This is a genomic window from Nostoc sp. NMS2, from assembly GCF_017115105.1.
GTDB lineage: Bacteria > Cyanobacteriota > Cyanobacteriia > Cyanobacteriales > Nostocaceae > Nostoc.
This window is the reverse complement of sequence record NZ_JABXKH010000095.1, coordinates 115,576-139,834: the sequence shown is the minus strand read 5'-3', so window position 1 is coordinate 139,834 and position 24,259 is coordinate 115,576. Positions and strand designations below refer to the sequence as shown.

The window sequence follows — 24,259 nt, the reverse complement described above, 5'->3', positions numbered from 1 at the left end:
TGTATAGCCCCAGACTTCTAGTCTGAGGGCGATCCGCCAAAACGGGATGCTCCCGTGTAGCCTTGCGTAATCAACAAGTTTTAGGGTGTGATATGAAGTTTCCTAAGCAACATCTAAATAAAGAGGTTTTAATCTGGTCTTCTCCCCTGCCCCCCTGCCCCCTGCTCTCCTGCCTCTTCTTCAACTTCTCAGTTGCACAGGCATAGCTAAATAGGTCATTTTCAAACCACCCAATGGTGTAAAAATAACTGGAGTCAGGCTTTGATTTAGATGCATTTGAATTTCGGAAGAGGGTAACTCTTTCAAGCCTTCCATCAAATATTTAATATTAAAAGCAATTTCAATGTTTTCTCCAGATATCTGCGCCGGCATTGACTCTCTACCACTACCCACATCTTGAGCTTCACAAGATAAGGTAATTTCTTGAGCTTCGCTATCAATACTCACCTTGACAATATTATTTTTTTGATCTGCTAGCACAGCAATCCGTTCCAAAGTGCTGACAAATTGCCGCCGTTCAATTGTCACTTGTCGCTCAAATTGACGCGGAATTAATTGTCGATAAGCGGGATATTGCCCTTCTAATGTACGACTAGTCAAGCGTTGATTTTGCCATGCAAACACAACTTGACCTTGATCAAAATATAAAGCTACAGGTTCATCTGATGAGGCGCTATGAGCTAGCATCCGTTGGAGTTCGCGTAATGCTCTCGCTGGTACTGTCACCTCTAGTTGACTAGTTCCACCTAGCGGACGTTCGTTGCTAGTTTCTACTACTGCGAGGCGATGTCCGTCGGTAGCTGCAAATTCTAGGGTATCTTGTTTAACTGTTAAATGCACTCCAGTGAGTACTTGTTTAGTTTCATCACCACTGGTAGCAAATAATGAACCCCGTAATCCCTCAACTAATGCGGCGGTGGTGAGATGGATTACTTCTGTATTTTCAATTACAGGTAGTTCAGGAAATTCTTCAGGCCCCATTGCTCGGACTTGATAATGTCCACTCTTGGGTGTGAGTGTAACTATTAAACCTTCTCCACTGGATGTTGCACCTGTGAGGGCTGATTCATCGTCTAGAGTGATTTCTCCTTCTGGAAGACGAGAGGTGATATCTACAAGTAACTTAGCAGGAAGTGCGATCGCACCTCCTTGCCATACCTCTGCGTTAAAGCTGGTGCGAATTCCCAAACTGAGATCGAAGGCTGTTAAGCTTACCTGGTTAGTTTCAGCATCCGCTTGTAACAGCACATTAGCAAGTACTGGATGAGTCGGTCGTGAAGGTACTGCACGACTAACGAGTGAGAGGTTTGTACTAAGATCGCTTTGGGAGCAAACTAATTTCATAAGTGAGATTCGGCTGGTGAAGGATATGGTAACATCCTTATTGTTTATAGGCGATCGCTGACAAATTTGCTTAAGGGTAAAAAACTCGTTTAAACGGTTGGTTGCGATCGCGCCGATAAATATTAAAATCTTTTACGCTCTTACGCTTCAGATTGTAAAAATTTAAACGTTTGCAACAAATGCTCTTCCATGTATAAGAAACGCTTAAGCATTTCTTACAAATGTATAAGTAGTTGCAGCAAACACTTAATACTTTGCAACAAATGCTCTTCCATGTATAAGAAACGCTTAAGCATTTCTTACAAATGTATAAGTAGTTGCAGCAAACACTTAATACTTTGCAACAAATGCTCTTCCATGTATAAGAAACGCTTAAATCATTGCAGCATTTGTTGTAATGAACTTATGAATCTATTTATTACCTGGAAATAAATTTTGTCTAAGTAAAATTAACTAAAGCTTTTGAGATGCGATCGCAACTTATTTGTAGTATTTTCCCATGACAACCAAACATATATTTGTATAAAACAGTACTATCAACCTAGTAGCAGAGATGCATTATGGCACGTCGTAAAAGAAATTCCAGCATTTTAGAACGAGCCGATCGCCGGATTGAAAGTTTACAATCTATCAGCGTAGAACTTGACTTTGGCGAAGGAGTGAATATACAAGCCTACACCATGACAATTAACGATCTACGATCTAAGCTTGCTGCCTACAACACTGCGTTATCGACCATTGACAAACTCACCGATGACGTGAATAACGCAGAACAGGCTGTAATAGCAATGTCAGAAAAAATGTTACTAGGAGTTGGCAGCCGTTACGGTAAAACCAGCCAGGAATATGAGATGGCGGGTGGTGCTAGACGAGGTAATACCAAAAAGAAGCGAGGTGTTGTATTAGACAATTCCAAAGTCACCAATCCTTTAGCAACCGATTCTGTTAAGCTTTCTTCTGTCAATGGATCTATGAATGGGGCATCGGCTGCGATCGTCAGTTAGCTAAAATCCAATAGGGTTTATATAGCGGTTCTCGAATGGAAGCAATAGACTTTGACCTCACTTCCATTCCTCTCTCCTAAAAGGAGAGAGGCTTTGAATCTTGCTCCCCTTCCCTTGCAGGGAAGGGGCTAGGGGTTAGGTCTGTAACTGATAAACAATCAAGATTTTTAACCCGCGAAGGCGGGTAAAGTCTCGTGTAACCGCGACTTCCAGTCGCCCGGTGTAGTACTATAATTTATGAACAGACTAATTTATCCTACTCCTAAAGACGCAAGAGGTATCGTCGGTGTCGCTCAAAGTATTCTGTTCCTACTCTCACAACGACGAACCCCTAAAAAATGAGCTAGTTAACCACCTCACTATGTTGGAACGGCGAGGTGTAATTTCAACTTGGCACGATCGCAAAATACCACCTGGAAGAGAATGGGATCAGCAGATTAATGAAAATTTGGACACAGCCGACATCATTCTATTGCTGGTAAGTTCAGACTTTATCGCTTCTAAATACTGCTGGGGTGTTGAAGTTACCAGAGCAATAGAACGCCACGAAGCTAAAGAGGCTTGCGTCATTCCAATTATTCTGCGAAAAGTTTCTTGGCAATCAGCACCATTTGCTAAACTACAAGCTTTGCCCAAAAATGCTCTACCTGTTAAGTCTTGGAACGATCAAGACGATGCATTCACAAATATAGCTGAGGGAATTGAGTTTGCTGCTGAACAACTAATTAAAGAGCGTGAGCAAAAACGGTTAAGCAGGGAAAGGGAAGCCGCCATAGCTGAGTATCGTCAGCACGCTGAAGATTTTGCGTCTGATGGCGAGATTTCTCTTGTGGAATCGGAAATATTGAAAGATTTACAAGAAAAGTTAAAATTAACAGATATAGAAGCCAGTATAGTCCGAGAGAAAGCATTAGAGCCTTACGGCATATATAAGAAAAATATAGACAAATACAGGCTATTCTTAATAAATTTTGTCGATAAACAAGGATATCCATTAGATGAAAAAGCTAAAAATGAATTAAAGAAATTACAAAAATACTATGTGCTTAAGGATGGAGATGTAGTTCGCTTAGAGAAAGAACAAGAAGTAGAGCATCAAAAACGGCAAGCAGAACAACTTCTGCAAGAACAAAAAGCAGAGCTTTTTACAGAAAAATTGGGCAATAGCGTAGTTCTGGAAATAGTTCCAATTCCTGGTGGTAAATTCTTGATGGGTTCCCCAGACAATGAGCTAGAACGATACGATTCTGAAAGTCCACAGCACACTGTTACCATTCAACCCTTTTTCATGGGTAAATATCCAGTTACACAAAGCCAATGGGCTGTTGTTGCTGGGCTAAAAAAGGTAAATATTGATTTAAATCCCGACCCTTCGCACTTCAAAGGCGTTAATCGACCTGTTGACTGTGTTTCTTGGGATGATGCAATTGAATTTTGTGCCAGATTGTCTAACAAGACTGGGAAAACCTATCGCTTGCCTAGTGAGGCAGAGTGGGAATATGCCTGTCGTGCGGGAACGACTACCCCATTTTATTTTGGTGAGACGATTACGACTGACTTAGCGAATTACAACGGTAACTATATTTACGGTGCTGGGTCAAAGGGTGAATATCGTGAGCAAACAACAGATGTCGGAATTTTTCTACCAAATGCCTTTGATTTATTTGATATGCATGGTAATGTATTTGAATGGTGTCATGATGCTTGGCACAAAAATTATAACGGATCGCCAGCAGACGGTAGCCCTTGGATGAGTGATGATGGTAAGCGGCTGCTGCGTAGTGGTTCGTGGGACGACTCTCCCAGGGATTGCCGCTCTGCGTTTCGCCTAGCTTACACGCGTGACTACAGGTTCAACTGCGTGAGTTTTCGGGTTGTGGTGATTCGGGGCAGGACTTAGTAGCCCTTTACAATTTTTTCTTTTCCCTTCTTCTCTTCTTTGTCTTGCGCTCTGCGCGATAAAATTTTTTGGCTAAATTTTGAATGAGTGATTTACCGATAATACAGAAGACTTATGATTTAATCAACTGGTATATACCAATTTTAAATCGTCTGCCTATAGATCATAAATTTTTGCTGAGAAATCGGATATAGCGTTTCCTAAGCAACTGAGGTACACCCAAATCTTTGTTACCAAGGTTAGTAGCTTTGAAAATGTACCTCACCAGATTGGGAACCGCATAACGCTCTAACTTTATTCTCCGCGTCGGTAAGCTTCAATCTCTGCTGCTATTTCTGCTTCAGTAATATCTTGTACTTTGGGTAGCGACTGTGTTTTATCAAATAAATCTCTCAGTTTTTTACTAATATTCTGCTCTGGTATTCTCCTCTGCTAAGATAATGATTTCTACTCGCTGTCCTACCTGAAAAGGTAAATCAGATAAAATCACTTGCTTTGGATCTGTAATAATAATGTATTTTTTGTAAGCGTTCATAATTTCTCACTGACTTAAAAAACTAAAGTGGAAATGGTAGAACACAGAGGTATTAGGACAACAACGAAGCTTCGTGTTTTCCTTATTCTAACGCCGTCCCCCTTGCCTCACATCTTGCATCTAGCCCTAGCGATTAGAAATCGCGGCTATACAAACGAAGTCCGCCTACGCGGACTAAGGCAAAATCAAGGCTTTTCAACCTGCGGAGGCAGGTTTTGTCTGTGTAGCCGCGACTTCTAGTCGCCTGGTGCAAGATATAAGTTGCCAAGTTTACCTTGTGGAAAACTTGTGGAAAAACTATGGTATTTTTCCACAAAGTAATTATACTTAATTAAGTTTTACCAGTTAAATATAAAGTTTTTCACAGATATATCCACAAAAAGCAATATTCTTCCACAATCTAAGTTAGATTTAATCAATTTTTATACGTTACTTAATATTCTCGACTAATTATTCAACCATTAAGGCTAGCGATCGCACTGCTGGTTGTGGAAAACTTAAAATATATCTTCAGGATAAAATAGAGACTAGCAAAGCTAAACTTCGGTAAAGGTTACAAACAAATCAAATCAGACTCAATGACCGCGACTCATCATCACTGGCTAGCTGCACCGACAGATTTAACTTTGTTACCAGATGAGATTCATGTCTGGCGTATAGAACTTGACCAACCAGAACTACAACTGCAAAATTTAGCAGCGACTCTTTCCAGTGACGAAACGGCTCGTGCTGAACGGTTCTATTTTCAGGAACATCGACAGCGTTTCATTGCTGGTCGTGGTATCCTGCGAACAATATTAGGTCGCTATTTAGGTATCCAGCCTTTACAAGTGCAGTTTAATTATCAACAGCGTGGCAAACCAGTATTAGCAGATACATTTGCTGATAGTGGACTGGCGTTTAACTTGTCTCATTCCCAAGGGTTGGGTTTGTGTGCGGTGAATTGTACTCACCCAATTGGTGTAGACCTAGAATATATCCGCCCGATGTCTGATTTGGAAGCCCTTGCCAAAAGGTTCTTTTTGCCGAGAGAATATGATATGTTGCGATCGCTATCTCTAAACCAACAGCAAGAAGTATTTTTCCGTTACTGGACTTGTAAGGAAGCTTATTTAAAAGCAACTGGAGACGGACTATCCCAGTTAGAGCAAATTGAAGTGTCGTTGACTCCCACAGAACCAGCCAAGTTACAGATATTAGAAGACTGGAGTCTTTTTGAACTAGTCCCTGCTAACAATTATGTTGCTGCCGTTGCCATAGCAAATTGTGACTGGAACTTAAAATGCTGGCAATATTAATGTTGATTAAGCTCATCTCCTGGGTGAAACAAGAGAAATTTTGCAGACATTGTAAAATGACCAATGACCAATGACCAATGACCAATGACCAATGACAAATGACAAATTACTTATCCTCCTGCATATTTCTCACAATTTTTGTCACCAGCCTTCTGGGTACAAATCTGACGCTTTTTGCAAGTAGTTTATTCATAAAACCAGGAATAACAATGATTTTGCCCTTCATTAAGCCGTGAAAACCAATTTCGGCTACAGTTTGTGCATCCATCATCCTCTTACCCTTGAGCAACTTCGAGTCAGCCATTCCGGTTCTTTCATGAAAGCCAGATTCTGTTGAGCCTGGGCAAAGAACTGTCACAGTGACACCAGTACCTTCTAATTCATTAGCGATCGCTTCAGAAAAAGATAAGATATAAGCTTTAGTAGCAAAATAAACCGCCATCAAAGGCCCTGGTTGAAAAGCCGCAGCCGAAGAGACGTTTAAGATTTTACCTTCACCTTGCTTTACCATCCCCTTCACGAATAGCTTAGTTAAATGGGTGAGACAGACCAAATTTACCTGTAACATTTCCAGTTCAGTAGCTAAATCTGTTTCGTGAAATAATCCATAAATACCAAATCCAGCATTATTTACCAGCACATCAACATTAATATCAGCTTTTTGCAACTCCGTGAAAATTTCTTCAGGAGCAGTTGATATAGATAAATCCTTAACAATAGTTTTGACAAGATTTCCGAATTGTTTTTGGAATTTAGCGGCAATTTCTACTAACTTTAGCCCGTTTCTGTCTACTAAGACTAGATTGTAATCATGAGCAGCAAAAATACAGGCTAATTCGTAGCCAATTCCACCGGCTGCCCCAGTAATAAGAGCAGTTTTTTTGCTCTGACCTTGATGTTTTTTGTTCATGTAAGAATATTGGTGAATTCAACTTGATGAAGCTGCCTTGCATTTACAGTGGTTCTCGTTCTACAATTAAATACGCATAATATTTGAACCGACAATAACTGTCTTGAGTTATTACCCTTTCAAATGCTTGTGTGATGCCTTGGATAGATGTATCAGTCCAAGCGTAAATTTAGGACTTATGCATCGAATCAGTGGAGCATTAAAGAAGTTTGGTTATTTCAAACTACTAGCACTGGCTTTTGATTACTCACAAAAGCCAGCAGGCAAAATCAAACTTTTATGCCCGACACTAACCATTCTATCCTCAATTGCTTCTGTCAAGGAGTGAATCCTAAAAGTTTACATTATTGAGCATAAAAAAACAGGGCAATTATATTGCCACTGTTGGTATATAAGTTGTTGCTGGCATCTGAAATATTAACTATTCAGCAGTACTGAGTTTTAAAAAACATGGACATAAACAAAATAATTTTGTAGTGGCGTGTCAAGGCTAAAATAGTGCATTAGATGTCAATACGGTTCAGTTAAGGTTTTTGATGAAAATTCTAGATTACAAAGACGCAAGACTGATTATTGTAGAGACGGCGATTCATCGCGTCTCTTGTCTTAACCGAACAGTATTGCATTAGACGTAGGTTGGGTTGAGCAGCGCGAAACCCAACATTGAACGGAGTGTTGGGTTTCGTTCCTCAACCCAACCTACAATTTTTTTTTGCAACAATTTAGTCTTGACACACCCTACGCAATTTGTGAATTACTAAGCGATATTCAAGAAACCACTTTGAATCAAGTAGGCAGTATAAGTCATAAACAATTGAGAGTCAATTGGAGGACAAGCAATAGAACTACCTGCCAATGCATGAAGAGTATCTTGGCAGCTAATATGGGGTCTTCTAGCTTGTAAATACAAATCAGGAATAGTCAGTTGTTCATCAGACCAACGTTCCAGCAAAAATGGTCGCAGAGTGTACAAAGGATTGTCCGCAGAAGTCACATTATTGATTAACTCAGATTGCCATTTTTCATAAGGAATCATCTCAACCGAATAACCAAAAGAGCGTATCCACTCAACTAGCATTTTCAAAGCGGCAGGTTGGGGATGTTGTAAATTGAAAGCTTTACCTATAGATTCTTTCTGCCGTGATAGATAAACAATCGCTTTACTCACATAGTCCACAGGAGACATATCCAACATATAATCTACATCAGGGAAATATCCCATTTGTAGACAGCCCTTGGTCATCAAATTGATAAAGTCATGCGTGTTACAAATGCCTGTTTTGCTATCACCGGAAATCAGTGGTGGTCTATGAATAGTTACAGGAAGTCCACGGTCACGAGCAATTTTAACTAACTTTTCAGCTACCCATTTAGTTTGAGAGTAACCAAGATAAATACCTTCCCAATGGTTGAATTCATCCTGCTCTTTGACAACCTTGCCAGCATAAGCAGTTGATTCAAAAACAGCCACACTAGAAACATAATGTACAGGCTTGACTTTAATTTGACAAGCTAATCTCAAAACTTCTTGAGTTCCTAAAACATTGGCTGCTTTTAGTGCGGAGTATGGGAAAACATAATTCAACAAAGCAGCACTATGATAAATAGTATCAATATTGGTAGCTAAAACTTGAAACTGTTCTGAACCAATACCTAACAAAGGCTGAGATAAATCGCCAACAATAGGAATAATTCTGGAGTTAAATTCTTCCTGCCAAATTGCATACTGTTGCAGATTCTTTTGGAGTTTGCTTTTGCCTTCTTCAGTATTGGCAGCACGGACTAAGCAATAGATATCCGCATTGGTTTCCTGTAGCAATTCCCGGATAATAAAAGCTCCTAAAAAGCCTGTTCCTCCAGTTAAAAAGATGTTCTTAGGTTCACCCACAAGTACATTAGATGCAGCGCCGGGATGGATGGTAGGGTCAAGAACAGCCTCAGCACCTAAATCTAGAACAGAGGGTGCAGCATTGGCATTAGAGGCTGTCACCTTTGTATCTTGAATCGGTGAACCTTCTTGCACTTCTTCAGCTAAACGCTGTGAAAGAGCTTCAATATTTGGGTAATGCCACAGCAGCAACGGAGATGGTTGAAATCCGAGCAACTTTTCTAAGTTACTTACTAAAATCATTGCTTGGGCTGAATCTAACCCATAGTTTTCTAAATGTTCTTTGACATCTATTTCATCAGTTGCTACTCCTAGCAACTTAGCTAAGTTAGATATCAAAAATATTTGAATATCGTTTGCTGTGAAAGACTGTTTTATAGTCATTTTTAAATCTCCAACAATGATGTAGAACGAACAGGATGATATTGACTGTAATAATCAGAAGTTTGCAGCCCTTGAATTTTCAAATTTTGGACACGGTACAAAAAGGCTGCACCAGTCATAATTTGATTAGCAACATCAACTACACCACGATTATTTGGTTCAGATAAGTAAGAACCGCGTACCCAGTCATTGAAACCGCCCATTGCGGGGCCACACCAAATTTGATAATCGACTTCTCTACCTTTTTCACCAGAACTAGACCAACGAGAAGATAATCCTAGATACCAGCGAAAAATCAACGCCATTTTCAGTTTAGGATTATTAACTGCTTTCCCAAGTTTCTCAGGATTCTTTTGGGACAAATAAGCCGCAGTTCCTTCCCATACTTCAGCAATAGTTTTACGAAAAACTTGTTTTTCTAATTTCTCTCTTTCTGCAAGGGGGATGCTTTCAATGGAATCATAAGCGCGATAGAGTTCAAATAATTTCTGCGCTCGCATGGGGAACATTGTACCCCGTTTGAGAACTTGCAATTTAACTCCCATTTCAAACATATCTGCTGCTGGAGCCATTATCATATCAGCCATTTCTGCTTGGGCTAATAACTTTTTGGTATGTTCACAAGCCCCAGATTCAACGCATGATTGATTAATTGAACCAGTCATTACATAAGCAGCACCCATCATAAAGGCTGCTAATGCTGATTGTGGTGTACCAATTCCCCCTGCTACACCAATTCTAATGGGTGTTTGGTAATGATATTGGGCTTGAATTTCATCCCGCAAGGCAATAATAGAAGGCAACAAACAAACCAGGGGACGGTTATCTGTATGACCTCCAGAATCAGCCTCGACGGTAATATCATCAGCCATTGGAACTTTAGCGGCAAGGGTTGCTTGTAACTCAGTAATTAATCCTTGTTCCAGAAGTTCTTTGAGTATTCTGGCTGGTGCTGGTTGCAGAAATTTAGTCGCAACTTCTCGGCGAGAAATTTTGGCGATGACTTTATTTTTGATTTCAATTTGATTGGCGTTATTCAACCCCAATCCAGCAACCCGGTAATAAACAATGTTGGGAGTTAAGTCGAGAAATGCAGATGCTTCTACTGTTCTCACTTGATATTTGAGGTATAAATCTACAGCGCGGCGTTCAATCGCAGGTTCATTGGGACTGTGAATTAAATTAAATGCATAAGGCCCTTGAGGTAAAGCTTGTTGAATGCGATTTATGGCTGCTTCTAAACGTTCTGGAGTTAAACCACCTGCACCAAAGGAACTCAAAATTTGCTCTTTTCCGAGTGCAATGACCATTTCTTCGGAAGCAATTCCGCCAGCCATTGCGCCGGTAACGTAAGCATATTTTACTCCATGAGAGGAGAGAAAATTCGGATCTCCAAATTGTTGAATGCGGATTGGGGCGGCAAATGTTAACAGTTCTACTTGTGCGGTTGTGCCATTATCACCAGGGGATAAATACCCCTCATTCGTGACACCGATTTTTCCGGCAACTTTCACGATGTAGCAGGGTTTATCTAATACCATCAATTTATCTTTGATGGTTTGTTTCTCGAAAGATACAGTTTCTAAAGAACCTTTCCAAACCTGGTTTTTGTTATAAGACCAAGCGGAGAAGTTAAGGCCATTATCGTGTTTACTTAGTACCGTATCTACGGTTGTCACGGCAGTTATCCCTCGGATTACAAGCAATGGATAATTAAAATTGAAGGGTGTAGACTCTTGATATAGCAATCCTAAATCGTATGTGAAAACTTCTCTCTTCCTTGGCGCTCTTGGCGTCTTGGCGGTTCGTTCATTTCCAAAACTTAGATAGGATTGCGATATAAATCTAAATTTTCATACCAATTCTCTATGAAGATGCACGTAATAATTTTTAAACGAACCGCCAAGACGCCAAGGACACCAAGGAAGAGAGGAGTTCAGAGAGAATTGATATGATTTATCAGGATTCGTCGTTAAGCAAGTTTTGGGCGCAAGCTAGTTGCAATTGAATGATTTCGCTCATCTGTTGACTGTAATCTTGTCTAGCTTGTAAGAAGGCTGTGTGCGCTTTGGTTATCTTGGAATTATTAGCATTGAGCTTTTGATACTGGGTCTTATTTAAATCGAACATGCTGATGATGCTACTAATTTTTTGAGTTGTGACTGGTGGGGAAGAAGGAGGAATTTGCTGTTTAATTGCGCTTGACTCTGAAGATTGTAATTGTTCTCTCGCTTCAAAAACGTTATCAATGATATTTTTCGGTTTTACTTCTTCTGGCTGAGGCAAGATGTTAGGGGAGTAATTTTCTTGTTGGGTGATTTGATTGGAAGTGTTAAGAAAATCTGTGATTTCAGATTGTTGGATATTAGGTATATCTGGATGCTGTATTTTGAAGCGTTCGCTCCTAATATCCCCAGCGAAATTTTCAACAAGTTTGCGATTTTCGTCACTCAAAATTGTAGCAGCAATTGCTTTTCCACCCAAGGTAACTGTTCTCAATGTTGCTTTATTTTGATTAGCAGTTCCTTGAACTTTGTTGTACAGTGGTGATAAATCCACGTTCACCTGATGACTGAGTAGTTTTGCTAATGCTTTAACCATTGCAGCATGGTCATCCATTCCTCTACGATTCAGAGAAACTGTGATATGTTCTTTGTTGTCGAGAATTTTATCAATCCATCGGGAACAAACATTACCAGCACCTGCTTCTAGAAATATTTTGACTCCATCACCATAGACACGATTCACTAATTGCGGAAAATCAAGTTCCTGGCACAATCCTTTGGCGATGTTGTGCGCGATCGCATCACTTTCAAGTACAATCGGTTGATAGTCGGCGGCTGAGTAAAACACAATACCGGGGAGATTTTGCGATGGTAAGGTGTTTACCTTCTTAATTTCCTCGTACTGCGATCGCATCGCTTCACAATGTATCACATGGTCGAAGGGTGCGGGGAAAGAATTACAACCTAAAGTTGCTATCACTCGCTTACAGGCAGCATCTTCACCAGCGATTAATACTTCTTCTGGTGTGTTAATTTGAGTTAAGTAGACGCGATTCTCATGTTTCAGGTATTCTCTAACTTGCGATGGAGTCGCCATGAGAACATAAGTATTCCAAAAATTGTTGTTTGGTGAATCTGTTAATCCCCAATATTCACGCACAGCATTTTTAGGGCCAGATAACTTATCGCCAAATAGAGGTGATGAGTTTAAGGTGTTACTTCCGCCCTCAAAATCACTCCAAACTCCTTGGGCAACCATCATGCTAGTTTCACCCAAACTATACCCAAATACAGATTGCGGCTTGACTTGAAAATCATCTCGAAAAATTGCTGTCATGTATCTAGCAAAGGCGATTTCACTTTCAAACATTGCCAGTGAATCATCTAACAATTGCTTTTCGAGTGTTTCTAGTTGCCTGGTGGTCAATTTAGGTAAGCTTCTCGGATAAACCAGCTTTTCAACATCGGCAGCCCGATTGTAGAGATTGTTGCTTTTTAAATCCTCAAAGACTTTCGGAAATAACCGGAAGACGCTGCGACCAATGCCAATATAAGAATTGACTGCTGCGGGGTAAACGTAAGCAACTGCTCCAGTTTTACCTAATGGTTTCGCGGTGAAATAACTTCCTAGTGGTGTTTGCCAATCTGTACCGTTTTCAAAGGCATTATTTACACCTTTACGGGCAGATTCAATTTCTTTGAGTAAATCTTTTGTGTTACGTCCTGTGATTGATAAGACGTATTTTGCATTAGATTGCTGCTCAAAAGTAGCGAATATCTCGCTGGCGGTAGCTGATAAAGAAGAACTCGCTTCTATGGTATGTTGGAGATTGTTGAGAAGATCGGGGATGGTGGTGCGATCGCTAACTGCTATCGGAAACAGATGAAAAGGCATTTGTTGCAAATATCTGTTATCGCGCTCCTCTTGGCTGGGTTCCTCCGATAAGATTAAATGGGCGTAACTGCCATCTATAGCCATGCTATTAATTGCTGCTATTCTGCGTGTGCCGCCTTTATCGACAAACCAAGGTCTTGATTCCATTGCCACATAGAAAGGGCTACCTGACCATACTTGCGGTGTTTTGACACCAGACCATTTGGGAGTAGCGGGAATATATCTGTAATAAAGACAGAGAGCGGTTTTGATTAAGCTAGCAATTCCCGATGCTGTATAGGTGTGGCCAATATTGGCTTTAACGCTACCTAATGCACAATGCAAACCATTGCCCACTTTCGGATAAGCTTGCAGCAAACCTGTGATTTCGGCTTCATCCTCCTGGGGAACGCCGCTACCAAAGACTTCCACATAGTTAACCTCTGTGGGTTGAATATCTGCCATCTGGAAGGCTTGTTTGCAGACATCACTGATAGCTGAAGCATCAGGTTTTACCAAAGCGTTACTCAAAGTAGAATTACCTTGTGCGAAACTCATGGCATCAATTACTGCATAGATGCGTTCGTTGTCTTCTTTAGCAGCTTCGTAGCGCTTGAGGACGACAGCACCCGCACCTTCGCCAACCGTCCAGCCATTAGCTTGCTGGTCATAACCCAACGTATTCACACCCGTATTAATTGGGGCAAATTGGCTGCGGAACAAGACATTTTCCACACCACCTGCTAAATCTACCGCACCAACAACCACCGCGTCTACTTCTCCAGTAGCGAGTAGCATTTGGGCAACTTCCAACGCTTTGAGGGCGGAATTTTCGCCAGCGCTGACGGTGAATGCAGGGCCAGTGAAGTTCCACAAAGCCGAAATCCGACTCGCCATGATGTTGGCGATGTGACTCACGTATTCGCCAATTTCTACTGGTTGGTGAATGCTATCTTTGACAATGGTTTCCAGTTGGGAAAGCTGTTCAGCAGGTAGAGAAATTCCTTGGTTGAGTAAACCATCCTTAACTTGCCAAGAGAGATTCCATCTTTGTTGTAGCTGATGCACAGAGAATTCTGTCTCGGCGGCGACAATAACTGCCACATTGCCACCCTCCTGTAGTTTCGCATCTTTTAGGGCGCGATCGCTAACCTTCAGAAGCAACAATTGTTGTGGATTTAATTTCTCTATCTCATTCGGTGGGATTTTGCACGATAAAGTATCGATTTCAAAATCCTTGATATATGCCCCTATTGGTGCTTTCCCATCTGTTAAACCGTACTCTTTCAGGACACTTTCTTGATTTTCTATACCATGCCATCTTTGAGGCGGTAGGGAAGTAAAATGTTGTATTCCATCATAAATGCTGCGTTCAAAAGCATCTAAACCATTGCAGTTACCAAAAAAGGCATCCATGCCGACAATAGCAATTTTGGTAGGTGGAACAGGTGGAGTTGATTCAATTGATTGTGTTGTATTTCCTTGTTCTAAAATCAGATGAGAATTAGTACCGCCAAAACCGAAAGCGCTAATAGCTGCCCGTTTAATTGGTGCGTTATTATTCGGCCATGTCGTAGCTGTTCTAACAATTTTATCGGCGGAAATTGTACCATTTTCTGATGTTAAAGGTTCAGAAACATTCATGGTTGCTGGAATTACACCATGCGACATACTCAAAATCACTTTAGTCAAGCCAACCATGCCAGCAGCAGTTAGCAAGTGACCAGTATTTGCCTTAGCAGAACCCACCAGAGGCGCAGCTTGATTTTGACCAAAGAATGTTTCTATGGAGTTGAATTCGGTTGTATCTCCTAGTAATGTGCCAGTGGCATGACACTCTAAATAATCGATGGTTTTTGGACTAAATTTCGCCTCATTATAGGCTCGTTCAAAAGCTAAGATTTGTCCTTTAGGATTTGGACTCAATAAATGCTTACCTTTGCCATCATTTGAGAGTCCATTACCGCAGATGGTAGCGAGAATATTATCGCCATCTCTGACGGCATCAGAATATCTTTTCAGCATCACCATGCCAACACCATCGGCGGGAATTAGCCCCCTAGAGGATTTATCTAAGGGACGGCTGATGCCGTTTTCTGCATACCCTTGAACGCCAGAAAATAACATCCGCACGAACAGGGAATCTGCACAACTGATGGCTCCAGCTAACATGACATCAGCTTTGTGTGACCATAAGTAATGAGATGCTAGTTTAATAGCATAAAATGATGACGAACAAGCAGCATCCAGACATAAATTTATCTGGGATAGAGAGAGAGCTTGAACAATGATAGATGCTGGTAATCCAGATATCATCGCATTGTATAAAGAGGCTTTGGTTGCACTTGGGAGAGTAGCTAAATCAAAGTTTTCATACTGCAAAAGTTCTCTGACGGCAGGGGTAATAGATTGCTGGTAAATTGGAGAGAATAATTGATTAGATAATTTTGTTGGGAATGACAAATTACCTAAAATTACGCCACATTTTGCCAGAACAGTTTGATTACCCCAATAACCACTGTTTACAATTGCTTGTTTAGCGGCATACAATGACCATTTGAAAGTGTTATCTAAGCCAGCAACAAGTTCTGATGGTAGATTATATTCATTAGGGTTAAATTGGAAGTTGCGGATGTACCCGCCTTTGATAGAATAGGTTTTGTCTGGTGTACCTTTAACTGGATTGTGAAATATTGTCGGATCTACTCCGATTTCTTCGACGGTTGCAGAGGATGTGGAATCTTTTTGATTAACGATGTTTTGCCAGTATTCTTCAGGGTTATTAGCATCGGGGAATAGGCATGATAATGCGATGATGGCTATTTTTTCCACGATTTATATGCTCCGAGTTTGGGTATTTAGCAAGAGATAATTAAAAGGCAGGATTTACGCTGTTCCCCAAACTTTGAAGTGGCAATTTATAGCAATCCTATCTGAGTTGTGAAAATTAACGAACCGCCAAGACGCCAAGAGCGCCAAGAAAAGAAAGGGAAGTTTTCACAAATGATTTAGGACTGCTATAGATAGGTGTTGAGTCGTAAAGGAAGATTACTAGCTTCTGAGCATTTTCATTGACCAAATAATGGCGTGGGCACCGAGCATTCGTGAATAGATTTTACCTTGGCGGTCGTGTATGATAAAGTTTGCGATCGCACTACTCGATGTCTTAGCTAGTACTTCACAAGAAACGTAAAATGTTTCGTTATGTGGTATCATCGCAAATTGTTCAAATTTTTCGACTTTTCCAGGTAAACAACCTTCTTCATGAAAGTGTTGTGTCCAAACCCATAAGGCGTGCATACTCAAGTCAGTGGTGTAAGGATTTACCCATTGGACGGGGAATTGTCCTTGTTGTTGGGCGGTGAGTTCTGGCCAAAGACATTCTGTAGTAATTTTTTCAGGACTGATGTTTAAAACTCTTTTGATTTCTTGAAAAGCGGGGCCATGAAATAATGTGGTTCCCCCATTTTGGTAAAAGTCTTTTCCGGTAGCGGTGATGATATTATCTTCTTCGAGATTGAGAGATTCATAAGTTGGTACATCTGGGATTTCTCGCTGGAGATTGAGTTGAGCGCTAAAATGATAATGGATTCTTCCTTCAGGGTTTTTACTCGAAATTTTGGCTTTAAGTTCGATGTTTTCTAAGTTAACTTTAGCAATTTCTTCTATTTCTAAAATGTGTTCCTTCGCTAATGTTTCATTGAAAGTAATCCCCTTCAACACTTTGAAATCTTGGTAATAAAACAATCTATAACCAGGATATAATTGCTCACAGGCATTGATAATCCAGGTCATTGCACAAGTTGCTGGTAAGACTGGAGAACCAGCAATGGTATGATCGTGTAAAAATGGATTAGCCTCTAATGTCATTTGGCGACGAATACGATAAGTTCGTAGTTCTGAATCTAACTCCGTCGCCAGTGGAATAAGTGGGCTACCAATAACAACTTGTGCGGTTGCATGATTGGTGTTATTCATTTCTTTAACGAGCATTTGTGCCCCAACTGCAATGGGAATTATATCGATTTTTCGCTCTTGAAAAATCTTCTTTAATTCTGCTGTCACCATCCCACTGTCCCAAGCGCCCCAGTTGATAGCGACTACATGACATGAAGGATAACTTTGCTTAAATATATGGGCTGATTTGTTCAGAATTTCATTAGCGATCGCATAATCAGATTGTCCAGGATTTCCGTAAAAGCCTGTTACTGAAGAAAACAAAACTAAATGCTGAAGTTGATTCGGGTTGACGCAAGCCAGCAGGTTTTCTAATCCCTGAACTTTGGCGGTGTAAACTTTTTCAAAATCCTCTTCTGTTTTCTTTTCAATTAACTTATCAGCTAAGTTTCCCGCGCCGTGGATGATTCCGGTAATTGGGCCCTGATGTTGCACAGCAGTGGCAAGTTTTTCTTGTAAAGCCTGCGTATCTGTGACATCGACGCTGATATATTCTGCTTTAGCTCCGGTTTTTTCAATTGCTGCTAGGGTCTTTTTAATTTCGCGGCTGGAGGTAATTTTGTTATATATTTTTTGCACATTCATGGGTGTGGGCTTCTCTCCTTGAGAAAGAAGATTTTCCATGATGCATTTTTTCAAGGCGGAGTCGTCAGAGTTTTGAGCATAATCTGGCTCGGTTTCTAATAGTTCGGAGCGACCGAGGAGGATGAATTTACCGGGTTGCTGTTGGGCTAGTTTGATAGTACACTCAGCCGTAATCCCTTTTGCACCGCCGCTCACGACAAAGACTGATGATGGACTAAGCTGGGCTGTTTGTGTCATAAATCCTCGTGAATACCTGCATAAATTGGGTTTTTTCTTCCTCTGTGTCCTCTGCGCCTCTGCGGTTTTTTTTAAACGAACCACAGAGACGCAGAGAGCGCAGAGAGAGGAGATTAATCGGCGATAATGGTGACTCGTCCTTGTGAACCGTAGCCAACTTCACTGATATAAAGGTTAGGGTCGTGAAGTTCGGCGATGATGTTTTGTACTGACTGTTTAGCATCAAGTCTGGGACTTAAATCGATCGCACGAGTAAACACCTTTGGCCATTCCCATCTCAGAGTTTTGGTTAATCCGAATAAACCAGCGCCGATCGCACCGAAGTTGACTTTATACTCTAAGCCGAAGGCTCCATCAAGGTGAGCTACTGTGCAGAAGCAACTACGTCCATGACGCGCAGCTTCATTTAAAGAGGGTTTAAGGTGTTTCGCCATCAAAAATACGTGCTTGACGATCGCCTTTTCTGATTCGTTATAAGAAATACTCGCGGTGTTATTTCCTACAAATATGGGATGGAGATGGATGAAGGCCCCAATCGCTCCGCAGTGAGATGCGATCGCTTGTAGTTGTTGTTGGAGATGTTCTTCACTCAAGTTTGCTAAGGTGACGCGGGTTACTCCTGTGGGTAAGGGCGCTTGTTGGGCGATCAGCGATTGGGGAAAGCTGATAACTACTACTTTCCAGCCTTTCTCGATTAGGGATTCAGTTAATTTATAAGTGGTGAGGGAACCATCATCGGTGATTAAACCGATGTGTCCCTCTGGTAACGTGAAATCCAAATAATCGGGTTGTGGTAGACTTCTGAGTTTGACGAGATGGCGCTGAATATTATGCTCTAATTCCGGTGGTTGCTGGACAAACTCAGGCTCAGACTTTTTTTTTTCACCTCCAGCCAACTGCTGTAGGTAATCGACTATTTGACCGATGGTGCGGAGTTCTCCGAGTTCTTCGATATTTGGTTTGGGTAAGTTGGGGTACATTTCTTGCATCGCCCCTAAGATTTCTACCCGTTTGATGGAGTCAATCCCCAAGTCGGCTTCCATGTCCATTTCCAGTTCCAGCATCTCGACTGGGTAGCCAGTCTTATCGCTGGTGATGGCTAACAGGGTTTCACCTAAGTTTGCAAATTCATCACTTGTAGCTGGTTCTGGTGTGAATGCAACAACTACGCTTGGTTCCGGTGCAGTGACTACCTCAACTACTGGTGCAGTCTCTACTGAAATCTCAGTTACTTGTTGTACTTCGTGAATTGCAATTTCTACAGAAACACTTTTGGAAGCGTGGGATTGCAGATACTCTACAACTTGACCGATGGTGCGTTTTTCTGATAGTTCTTCTAAATTGGGTTTGGGTAAGTTGGGGTACATTTCTTGTAGCGCCCCTAAAATTTCCACCCGTTTGATAGAGTCAATTCCTAAGTCAGCCTCCATGTCCATGTCCATTTCCAGCATCTCGACTGGGTAGCCGGTCTTGTCGCTGGTGATGGCTAACAGGTTTTTATCTAAGTCAACAATATCGATGGTTGTGCCAGATACAGGTGCAGCAGTTGTGGGTGCTGGTTCTGGGGTGAATGCAACAACTTCATTGACTGGAGGTGAGCTAATTTTGACTACAACTTCGGCTTGGGGTTCCGCGACTACAGGCTCTACTGTCTCGACAGTGGCGAAGTGTGGAGTGGGCAGTAGAGATATTGATCGCGTCTCGATCACTCGTGTCTCTGGGGATACAGGAGTTTCAACTACAGGCTCTACAGCAGCCGGAAGAGGTTCTTGGATAACATTTTTAACAACAGGCTCGGCTACAGGCAAAGGCTGGCTTTCTACTATCTTAGTAGTGGCGGGTACTGGTGCTTCTGTGGTGAACGGAGTGAAATTGCTGAGTTTCTCTGTTAGTTGAGTTGCTCCCTCACCAGAGATGATTAGAGAATACTCTTGCTGGATGAGTTGGAAAAAGCTTTTAGTATATTCCAACTGCTCTTGGAGATATTGCTCATGGATGCGTAGAGTTTCACCTTGTTGGGAATGAAACTGCATCATGCTACGCTCTAAGCTTTCCATGACAACTAGCTTCATTTTGGCAGTTTCGGCTGTTGATTTACTTTCACTCAACAAAGAATTCTGCTGCTGCATCAGTTGGAAAAACGCTTTGGCATATTCCATTTGATGGTTGAGATAAGTACCGTGAACTTGTAAATTCTCGGCTTGATTTTCCTGGAACTGTGTCAGGAGATATTCTAAACTTGCTAAAAGTTGTTCGTAATTTGTAAGTTTTTCTGGCGTTGGTTGCATCTTAGATTCCTGGGCTGGTTGTGACAGGGTAACAGGATTCATCTGTTGCTCTGTTTGGGCAATGATATTAGCAGTCACAACGTTAATTTCTGGGGTGGATTTTTTATGTCCGTTAGTCTCTATCACTGCTACAGGTGGAGTGACACCGGGGCTGCTAAACAAAGGAGCCGCTTCAGAATATTCGGGAGTGGGTAATGTGACTTTGTGCCCATCCTGCAAAGCTAGAGCAAAGGCATTTTTCGTTTTTTCGGATCTGTAGTTGATGCCGTTCAAACGGACATTTAATGTCTTCTTCGTTTCAATTGGGGGAATAGTTTGGGGAAGTTGGTAAGGATCGAGGTTATTCAAAGCCAAACCAATTACCCGCAATTGCACAACTGCTTCTCGTAAAGAGCGATCGCTATTCTTTTGAGTGCTGGGGTTTAAAGATACGGTAATATGAGGGCGATCGCCAAGAATATCTTTGACTAAGTTGGTGAGAATTCTTCTCGGCCCAAATTCCACAAAGCAAGTACCACCCGCCGCATAGATATTTTCAATTTCCTGTTTAAACAGCACTGAATTAGAAAGGTGCGTTTCCAAGATTTTTTGAATATTTTGAGCTTCTTTGGGATACTGCTTACTGGTAACGTTGCTGTAAACAGGGATTTTGGGACTTTGAAACTTGACAGACTTGGTTGCGATCGCAAATGATTTCTGAGCAAAGGCAATTAGCGGTGTATGGAACGCTGCTGATACAGGTAACAATACAGCCGTATATCCTTTCTCGTGTAAAGCCTCTCTGACTCTGGCTATTTCTGCGGTAGGCCCAGCCAAGACAAATTGAGTCGGAGAATTTTGATTAGCGATCGCAACTTGCGGAAAATGTCTGATTACTGCTTCGACTTTGCTGATCTCTTCTTTGACAGCCAGCATACTACCCGCATCATGATCCGGGTCTTCGGGTGCAGCCATTGCTTGACCCCTAGCTTTCACCAAAAACAAGTAATCTTCAGTACTCAAAACTCCCGCAGCCCATAGCGCTGTGAGTTCCCCGAAGCTATGACCGGCAACAAAATCTGACTTAAATCCAGCTTGTTGCAGTATGCTGTACATCCCTGCACTCAACACCCCGATGGCTGGTTGAGCGTATTCTGTGCGTTGTAAAGCAGCAATTTGGACATTTTTCTCTGCTTCCTCAAACACAGGATGAGGGAAAACGATTTCTGACAACGGCTGCAAATTATCTTTGAGCAACAGGCTATCCATATAGCCATGAAGACGACGCATCAAAGGAAAATTCATCACCAGTTCGCGTCCCATCTCCAAGTATTGCGAACCTTGACCAGAAAATAGAGAGACAACTTTTCCGCCCAACTCCATACCAGAAGCGCGGTAATAAATTCCTTGGGGATGCTCCCAAGATGCTGCTGTTCCTTTGTGTTTCAGCCAGTCAATGCTAGTTTGCAGCAACTTGCAAGCTTCTTCCAGATTCTCAGCTACAAACCCAAATCTGGCAGCAGAGAGAGGAATTTGTTGTGATTTGCATTCCTTGACTAATTCTGCGTAGTGTGTAGATGCATCTGGCGATACTCCTGCGGAGTCACTTCGTGAACGCAACTTACCTAAAATCTCTTCCGATTTGCTCAACAATTGGTCTACTGTGGGAGCAAACAACAGCACTTCACTAGCACCACTATGTAAGCGGTAAGCGTGATTTTGGTCGGCTTCATATTCTTCCAAAACGACGTGATAGTTGGTGCCGCCAAAGCCGAAAGAACTCACACCCGCACGTCTTGGCGCTTCCCCTTCTGGACGAATCCAAGGTCTAGTTTCGGTATTCAAATAAAAGGATGAATTTTTAATGTTGAGTTTGGGGTTCGGCTCGGTAATGTTAATTGTCGGCGGTAATACTTTGTGATGTAAAGCCAAAGCAGTTTTAATCAAACTCGCCGCACCCGCAGCCGCTTTTGTGTGTCCAATTTGTGATTTCACACTACCCAAAGCGATGTGCTGCTTTTTGTCATCATGTACATCAAAGAAGTCTTTTAAAGAACCGAATTCTGTCGGATCTCCAGCCATTGTGCCGGTGCCGTGTGCTTCCATCAAACCAACAGTAGCGGGAGAGAAACCGGCATCTTCATAAGCACGTTCTAAGGCTTTAACTTGGCCTTCTTTGCGCGGAGCATAAATGCTCTTGTAACGTCCATCGCTAGAAGTACCAATACCCTTAATTACGGCATAGATTTTATCGTTGTCCCGTTCAGCATCTTCTAACCGTTTGAGGACAATCATCCCAATACCTTCACCCAACATCATCCCATCCGACTTAGCATCGAAAGGTTTGACATTCTCACTAGGAGAAACTGCCGGTGTTTTGCTGAATGAGATGTAAGCCATGATGGTGTTATCGGTATCAACGCCACCAGTCAACATCATGTCAGAACGATGCTCAACTAGCTCACTAATTGCCATTTTTAAAGCACCAAAGGAACTAGCGCAAGCGGCATCAACTACACAATTCATCCCGCCAAAATTTAGACGGTTGGCAATTCTACCCGCAACCACGTTAGCTAACATTCCAGGGAAAGCGTTCTCATCCCACTTCACATAAGCGCTTTTGATTTTCTCAACGATTTTTTGGGTATCTTCGTCAGATAAACCACTGCTTTTAAGTGCTTTTTCCCAAATCGGATATTCCAACCTGGCAGAAAGTGGCATTCCTAATTGCTTGGCCATAGCCACGCCTAAGATTACGCCAACAGTTTCGCGGCTAAACTCACGTTTTTCGCCATAGCCTGCATCTTCCATCGCCTCTTTCGCAACCACTAAACTTAATAGTTGCGATACATCTGTAACTTCCAAAATGCTGGGTGGAATGCCGAATTCCATCGGATTAAAATCTACCTCTGGAAGAAACCCACCTCTTTTACAATAGGTTTTATCCTCAGTAGTTCTAGGATTCGGATCGTAATAATCTTCGACACTCCAATGAGTGGAAGGAACATCAGTAATACAGTCAATTTTATTTACGATATTTTGCCAGTATTCCCGTAAATTTCTGGCTTGAGGCAATAGAGAAGCCATCCCAACGATAGCGATAGGATTGTGTTGTAATTGTCTGTTAATTTTGTTGATTGACACTGATTTATCTGACTTCATTTTTTTTCCCTCGATAGACTTAATCACAGCCTGTTCACAATTATTGACAAGGCTTTCTAACTCCGCTAAGGCAGTATCAATTGAATAAGCAGACATAGGGCATAGTGAGTACTGTGAATTGTGTAGCTACAGTAATTTCTGTTGCCTACTAAATAATGAAAAACTCTTGTCTTGTAATACCAATTATCCGTAAGCTTGCACTTAATAATTACTCCTTCTCTCTTGGCGTACTTGGCGTACTTGGCGGTTCGTTTAATAAATATTAAGTGCATCTTCATAGCGAATTGGTATAAGCAGTTAGCTATTCTATCTTTGCTAAATGCTTTTTTCCTAAATCAACACCACACGACACATACTGCCAGGGTAAAGCCTTATGTTTCCAGGCAACTTTGGCACACTGCGTAGGCGTAGCCCGTCGTAGACATCGCGAAAAAATGTTATCCAACGCTAGACTCTTGAAATTGTGGCAATAGGTCAAAGACGTTGTTAAAACTGGTAAAATAGTCTTGGAGTGTAATAGCTGCTTGACCAGTGAATTTAATCCATTTGTAATGGTAGAGATTTTGAGTAATGGTATCCTACTGGAGTGATGGAAACTCAGGAGTAGCTAAGAGAACAAAAACGTTTTTTCACCCGAAAGCTTTTGATTATCTAGCCTAACCACAGCAACATAGCTGTTGTTAATGACAACGTTCTGTATCTCTATCAAAGTCATAGTCAATTTCAACGTTCGGGATAATGTATTTTATGCTATTTGAACTATGAAATTTGACAAGCTCGTTACACAAAATACACCACCTTTAATCCGAATTTATGCAAGTTGAAACAGTAATTAAACGAGCAGACGGTGATGGTAAAGCAGTTATCTTTAGTTATTTTTAATTTCAAAATCTCAATTAAATAACTAGT

At 41.5% G+C, this 24,259-nt stretch carries 11 protein-coding genes and 2 pseudogenes; 4 read left to right on the top strand and 9 right to left on the bottom strand.

Features of this window, described 5'->3' with window-relative positions; genetic code table 11:
* Nucleotides 1-180: 180 nt before the first annotated feature.
* On the bottom strand, nt 181-1,344 hold the full coding sequence (gene dnaN / locus HWQ36_RS17795; protein ID WP_292705009.1) for a DNA polymerase III subunit beta: 1,164 nt from the start codon (nt 1,342-1,344) through the stop codon (nt 181-183).
* A 560-nt stretch (nt 1,345-1,904) separates the two neighbouring features.
* Here dnaN and HWQ36_RS17790 point away from each other — a divergent pair.
* From HWQ36_RS17790 to HWQ36_RS17780, 3 genes and pseudogenes are all read left to right on the top strand, one after another.
* Nucleotides 1,905-2,348, top strand: coding sequence for a hypothetical protein (locus HWQ36_RS17790; protein WP_292705008.1), 444 nt, complete (start codon nt 1,905-1,907; stop codon nt 2,346-2,348).
* Nucleotides 2,349-2,634: 286 nt separating this feature from the next.
* Nucleotides 2,635-4,248 (top strand): SUMF1/EgtB/PvdO family nonheme iron enzyme, encoded by a 1,614-nt coding sequence (locus HWQ36_RS17785; RefSeq protein ID WP_292705007.1) that lies wholly within the window; start codon nt 2,635-2,637, stop codon nt 4,246-4,248.
* An 83-nt stretch (nt 4,249-4,331) separates the two neighbouring features.
* Nucleotides 4,332-4,439: pseudogene (locus HWQ36_RS17780) on the top strand (four helix bundle protein); the annotation flags it as partial.
* 212 nt (nt 4,440-4,651) lie between these two features.
* Here HWQ36_RS17780 and HWQ36_RS17775 read toward each other — a convergent pair.
* Entirely contained in the window at nt 4,652-4,783 is a 132-nt protein-coding gene (locus tag HWQ36_RS17775) for a hypothetical protein (protein ID WP_292705006.1), read from the bottom strand.
* Between the two features lie 578 nt (nt 4,784-5,361).
* Between HWQ36_RS17775 and hetI the strand changes: the two genes are divergently transcribed.
* Nucleotides 5,362-6,081 carry a 4'-phosphopantetheinyl transferase HetI gene (hetI, locus tag HWQ36_RS17770; RefSeq protein WP_292705005.1) on the top strand — a complete coding sequence of 240 codons (720 nt, stop codon included), beginning with the start codon at nt 5,362-5,364 and terminating at the stop codon, nt 6,079-6,081.
* Between the two features lie 106 nt (nt 6,082-6,187).
* Here the strand turns inward: hetI and HWQ36_RS17765 are convergent, their stop codons facing one another.
* The 7 genes and pseudogenes from HWQ36_RS17765 to HWQ36_RS17735 form a co-directional block, all read right to left on the bottom strand.
* Nucleotides 6,188-6,991 (bottom strand): SDR family oxidoreductase, encoded by an 804-nt coding sequence (locus HWQ36_RS17765; protein WP_292705004.1) that lies wholly within the window; start codon nt 6,989-6,991, stop codon nt 6,188-6,190.
* Between the two features lie 757 nt (nt 6,992-7,748).
* Nucleotides 7,749-9,263, bottom strand: coding sequence for a thioester reductase domain-containing protein (locus HWQ36_RS17760; RefSeq protein ID WP_292705003.1), 1,515 nt, complete (start codon nt 9,261-9,263; stop codon nt 7,749-7,751).
* A gap of 2 nt (nt 9,264-9,265) precedes the next feature.
* Nucleotides 9,266-10,942 carry a PfaD family polyunsaturated fatty acid/polyketide biosynthesis protein gene (locus HWQ36_RS17755; protein ID WP_292705002.1) on the bottom strand — a complete coding sequence of 559 codons (1,677 nt, stop codon included), beginning with the start codon at nt 10,940-10,942 and terminating at the stop codon, nt 9,266-9,268.
* Nucleotides 10,943-11,222: 280 nt separating this feature from the next.
* Entirely contained in the window at nt 11,223-15,974 is a 4,752-nt protein-coding gene (locus tag HWQ36_RS17750) for a PfaB family protein (RefSeq protein ID WP_292705001.1), read from the bottom strand.
* Nucleotides 15,975-16,193: 219 nt separating this feature from the next.
* Nucleotides 16,194-17,921: an SDR family NAD(P)-dependent oxidoreductase gene (locus HWQ36_RS17745; protein ID WP_292705000.1), complete on the bottom strand. Its 1,728-nt coding sequence runs from the start codon at nt 17,919-17,921 to the stop codon at nt 16,194-16,196.
* A gap of 113 nt (nt 17,922-18,034) precedes the next feature.
* Nucleotides 18,035-23,446, bottom strand: a complete 5,412-nt coding sequence (locus HWQ36_RS17740; protein WP_292704999.1) for a type I polyketide synthase — start codon at nt 23,444-23,446, stop codon at nt 18,035-18,037.
* A gap of 341 nt (nt 23,447-23,787) precedes the next feature.
* Nucleotides 23,788-24,065, bottom strand: a pseudogene (locus HWQ36_RS17735) (hypothetical protein).
* Between the last annotated feature and the right edge of the window lie 194 nt (nt 24,066-24,259).

What these genes read in the sequence shown, in the direction of transcription:
- dnaN (WP_292705009.1), bottom strand. Translation starts at nt 1,344, where the DNA reads ATGAAATTAGTTTGCTCCCAAAGCGATCTTAGTACAAACCTCTCACTC.
- HWQ36_RS17790 (WP_292705008.1), top strand. Translation starts at nt 1,905, where the DNA reads ATGGCACGTCGTAAAAGAAATTCCAGCATTTTAGAACGAGCCGATCGC.
- HWQ36_RS17775 (WP_292705006.1), bottom strand. Translation starts at nt 4,783, where the DNA reads ATGAACGCTTACAAAAAATACATTATTATTACAGATCCAAAGCAAGTG.
- hetI (WP_292705005.1), top strand. Translation starts at nt 5,362, where the DNA reads ATGACCGCGACTCATCATCACTGGCTAGCTGCACCGACAGATTTAACT.
- HWQ36_RS17765 (WP_292705004.1), bottom strand. Translation starts at nt 6,991, where the DNA reads ATGAACAAAAAACATCAAGGTCAGAGCAAAAAAACTGCTCTTATTACT.
- HWQ36_RS17760 (WP_292705003.1), bottom strand. Translation starts at nt 9,263, where the DNA reads ATGACTATAAAACAGTCTTTCACAGCAAACGATATTCAAATATTTTTG.
- HWQ36_RS17745 (WP_292705000.1), bottom strand. Translation starts at nt 17,921, where the DNA reads ATGACACAAACAGCCCAGCTTAGTCCATCATCAGTCTTTGTCGTGAGC.
- HWQ36_RS17740 (WP_292704999.1), bottom strand. Translation starts at nt 23,446, where the DNA reads ATGTCTGCTTATTCAATTGATACTGCCTTAGCGGAGTTAGAAAGCCTT.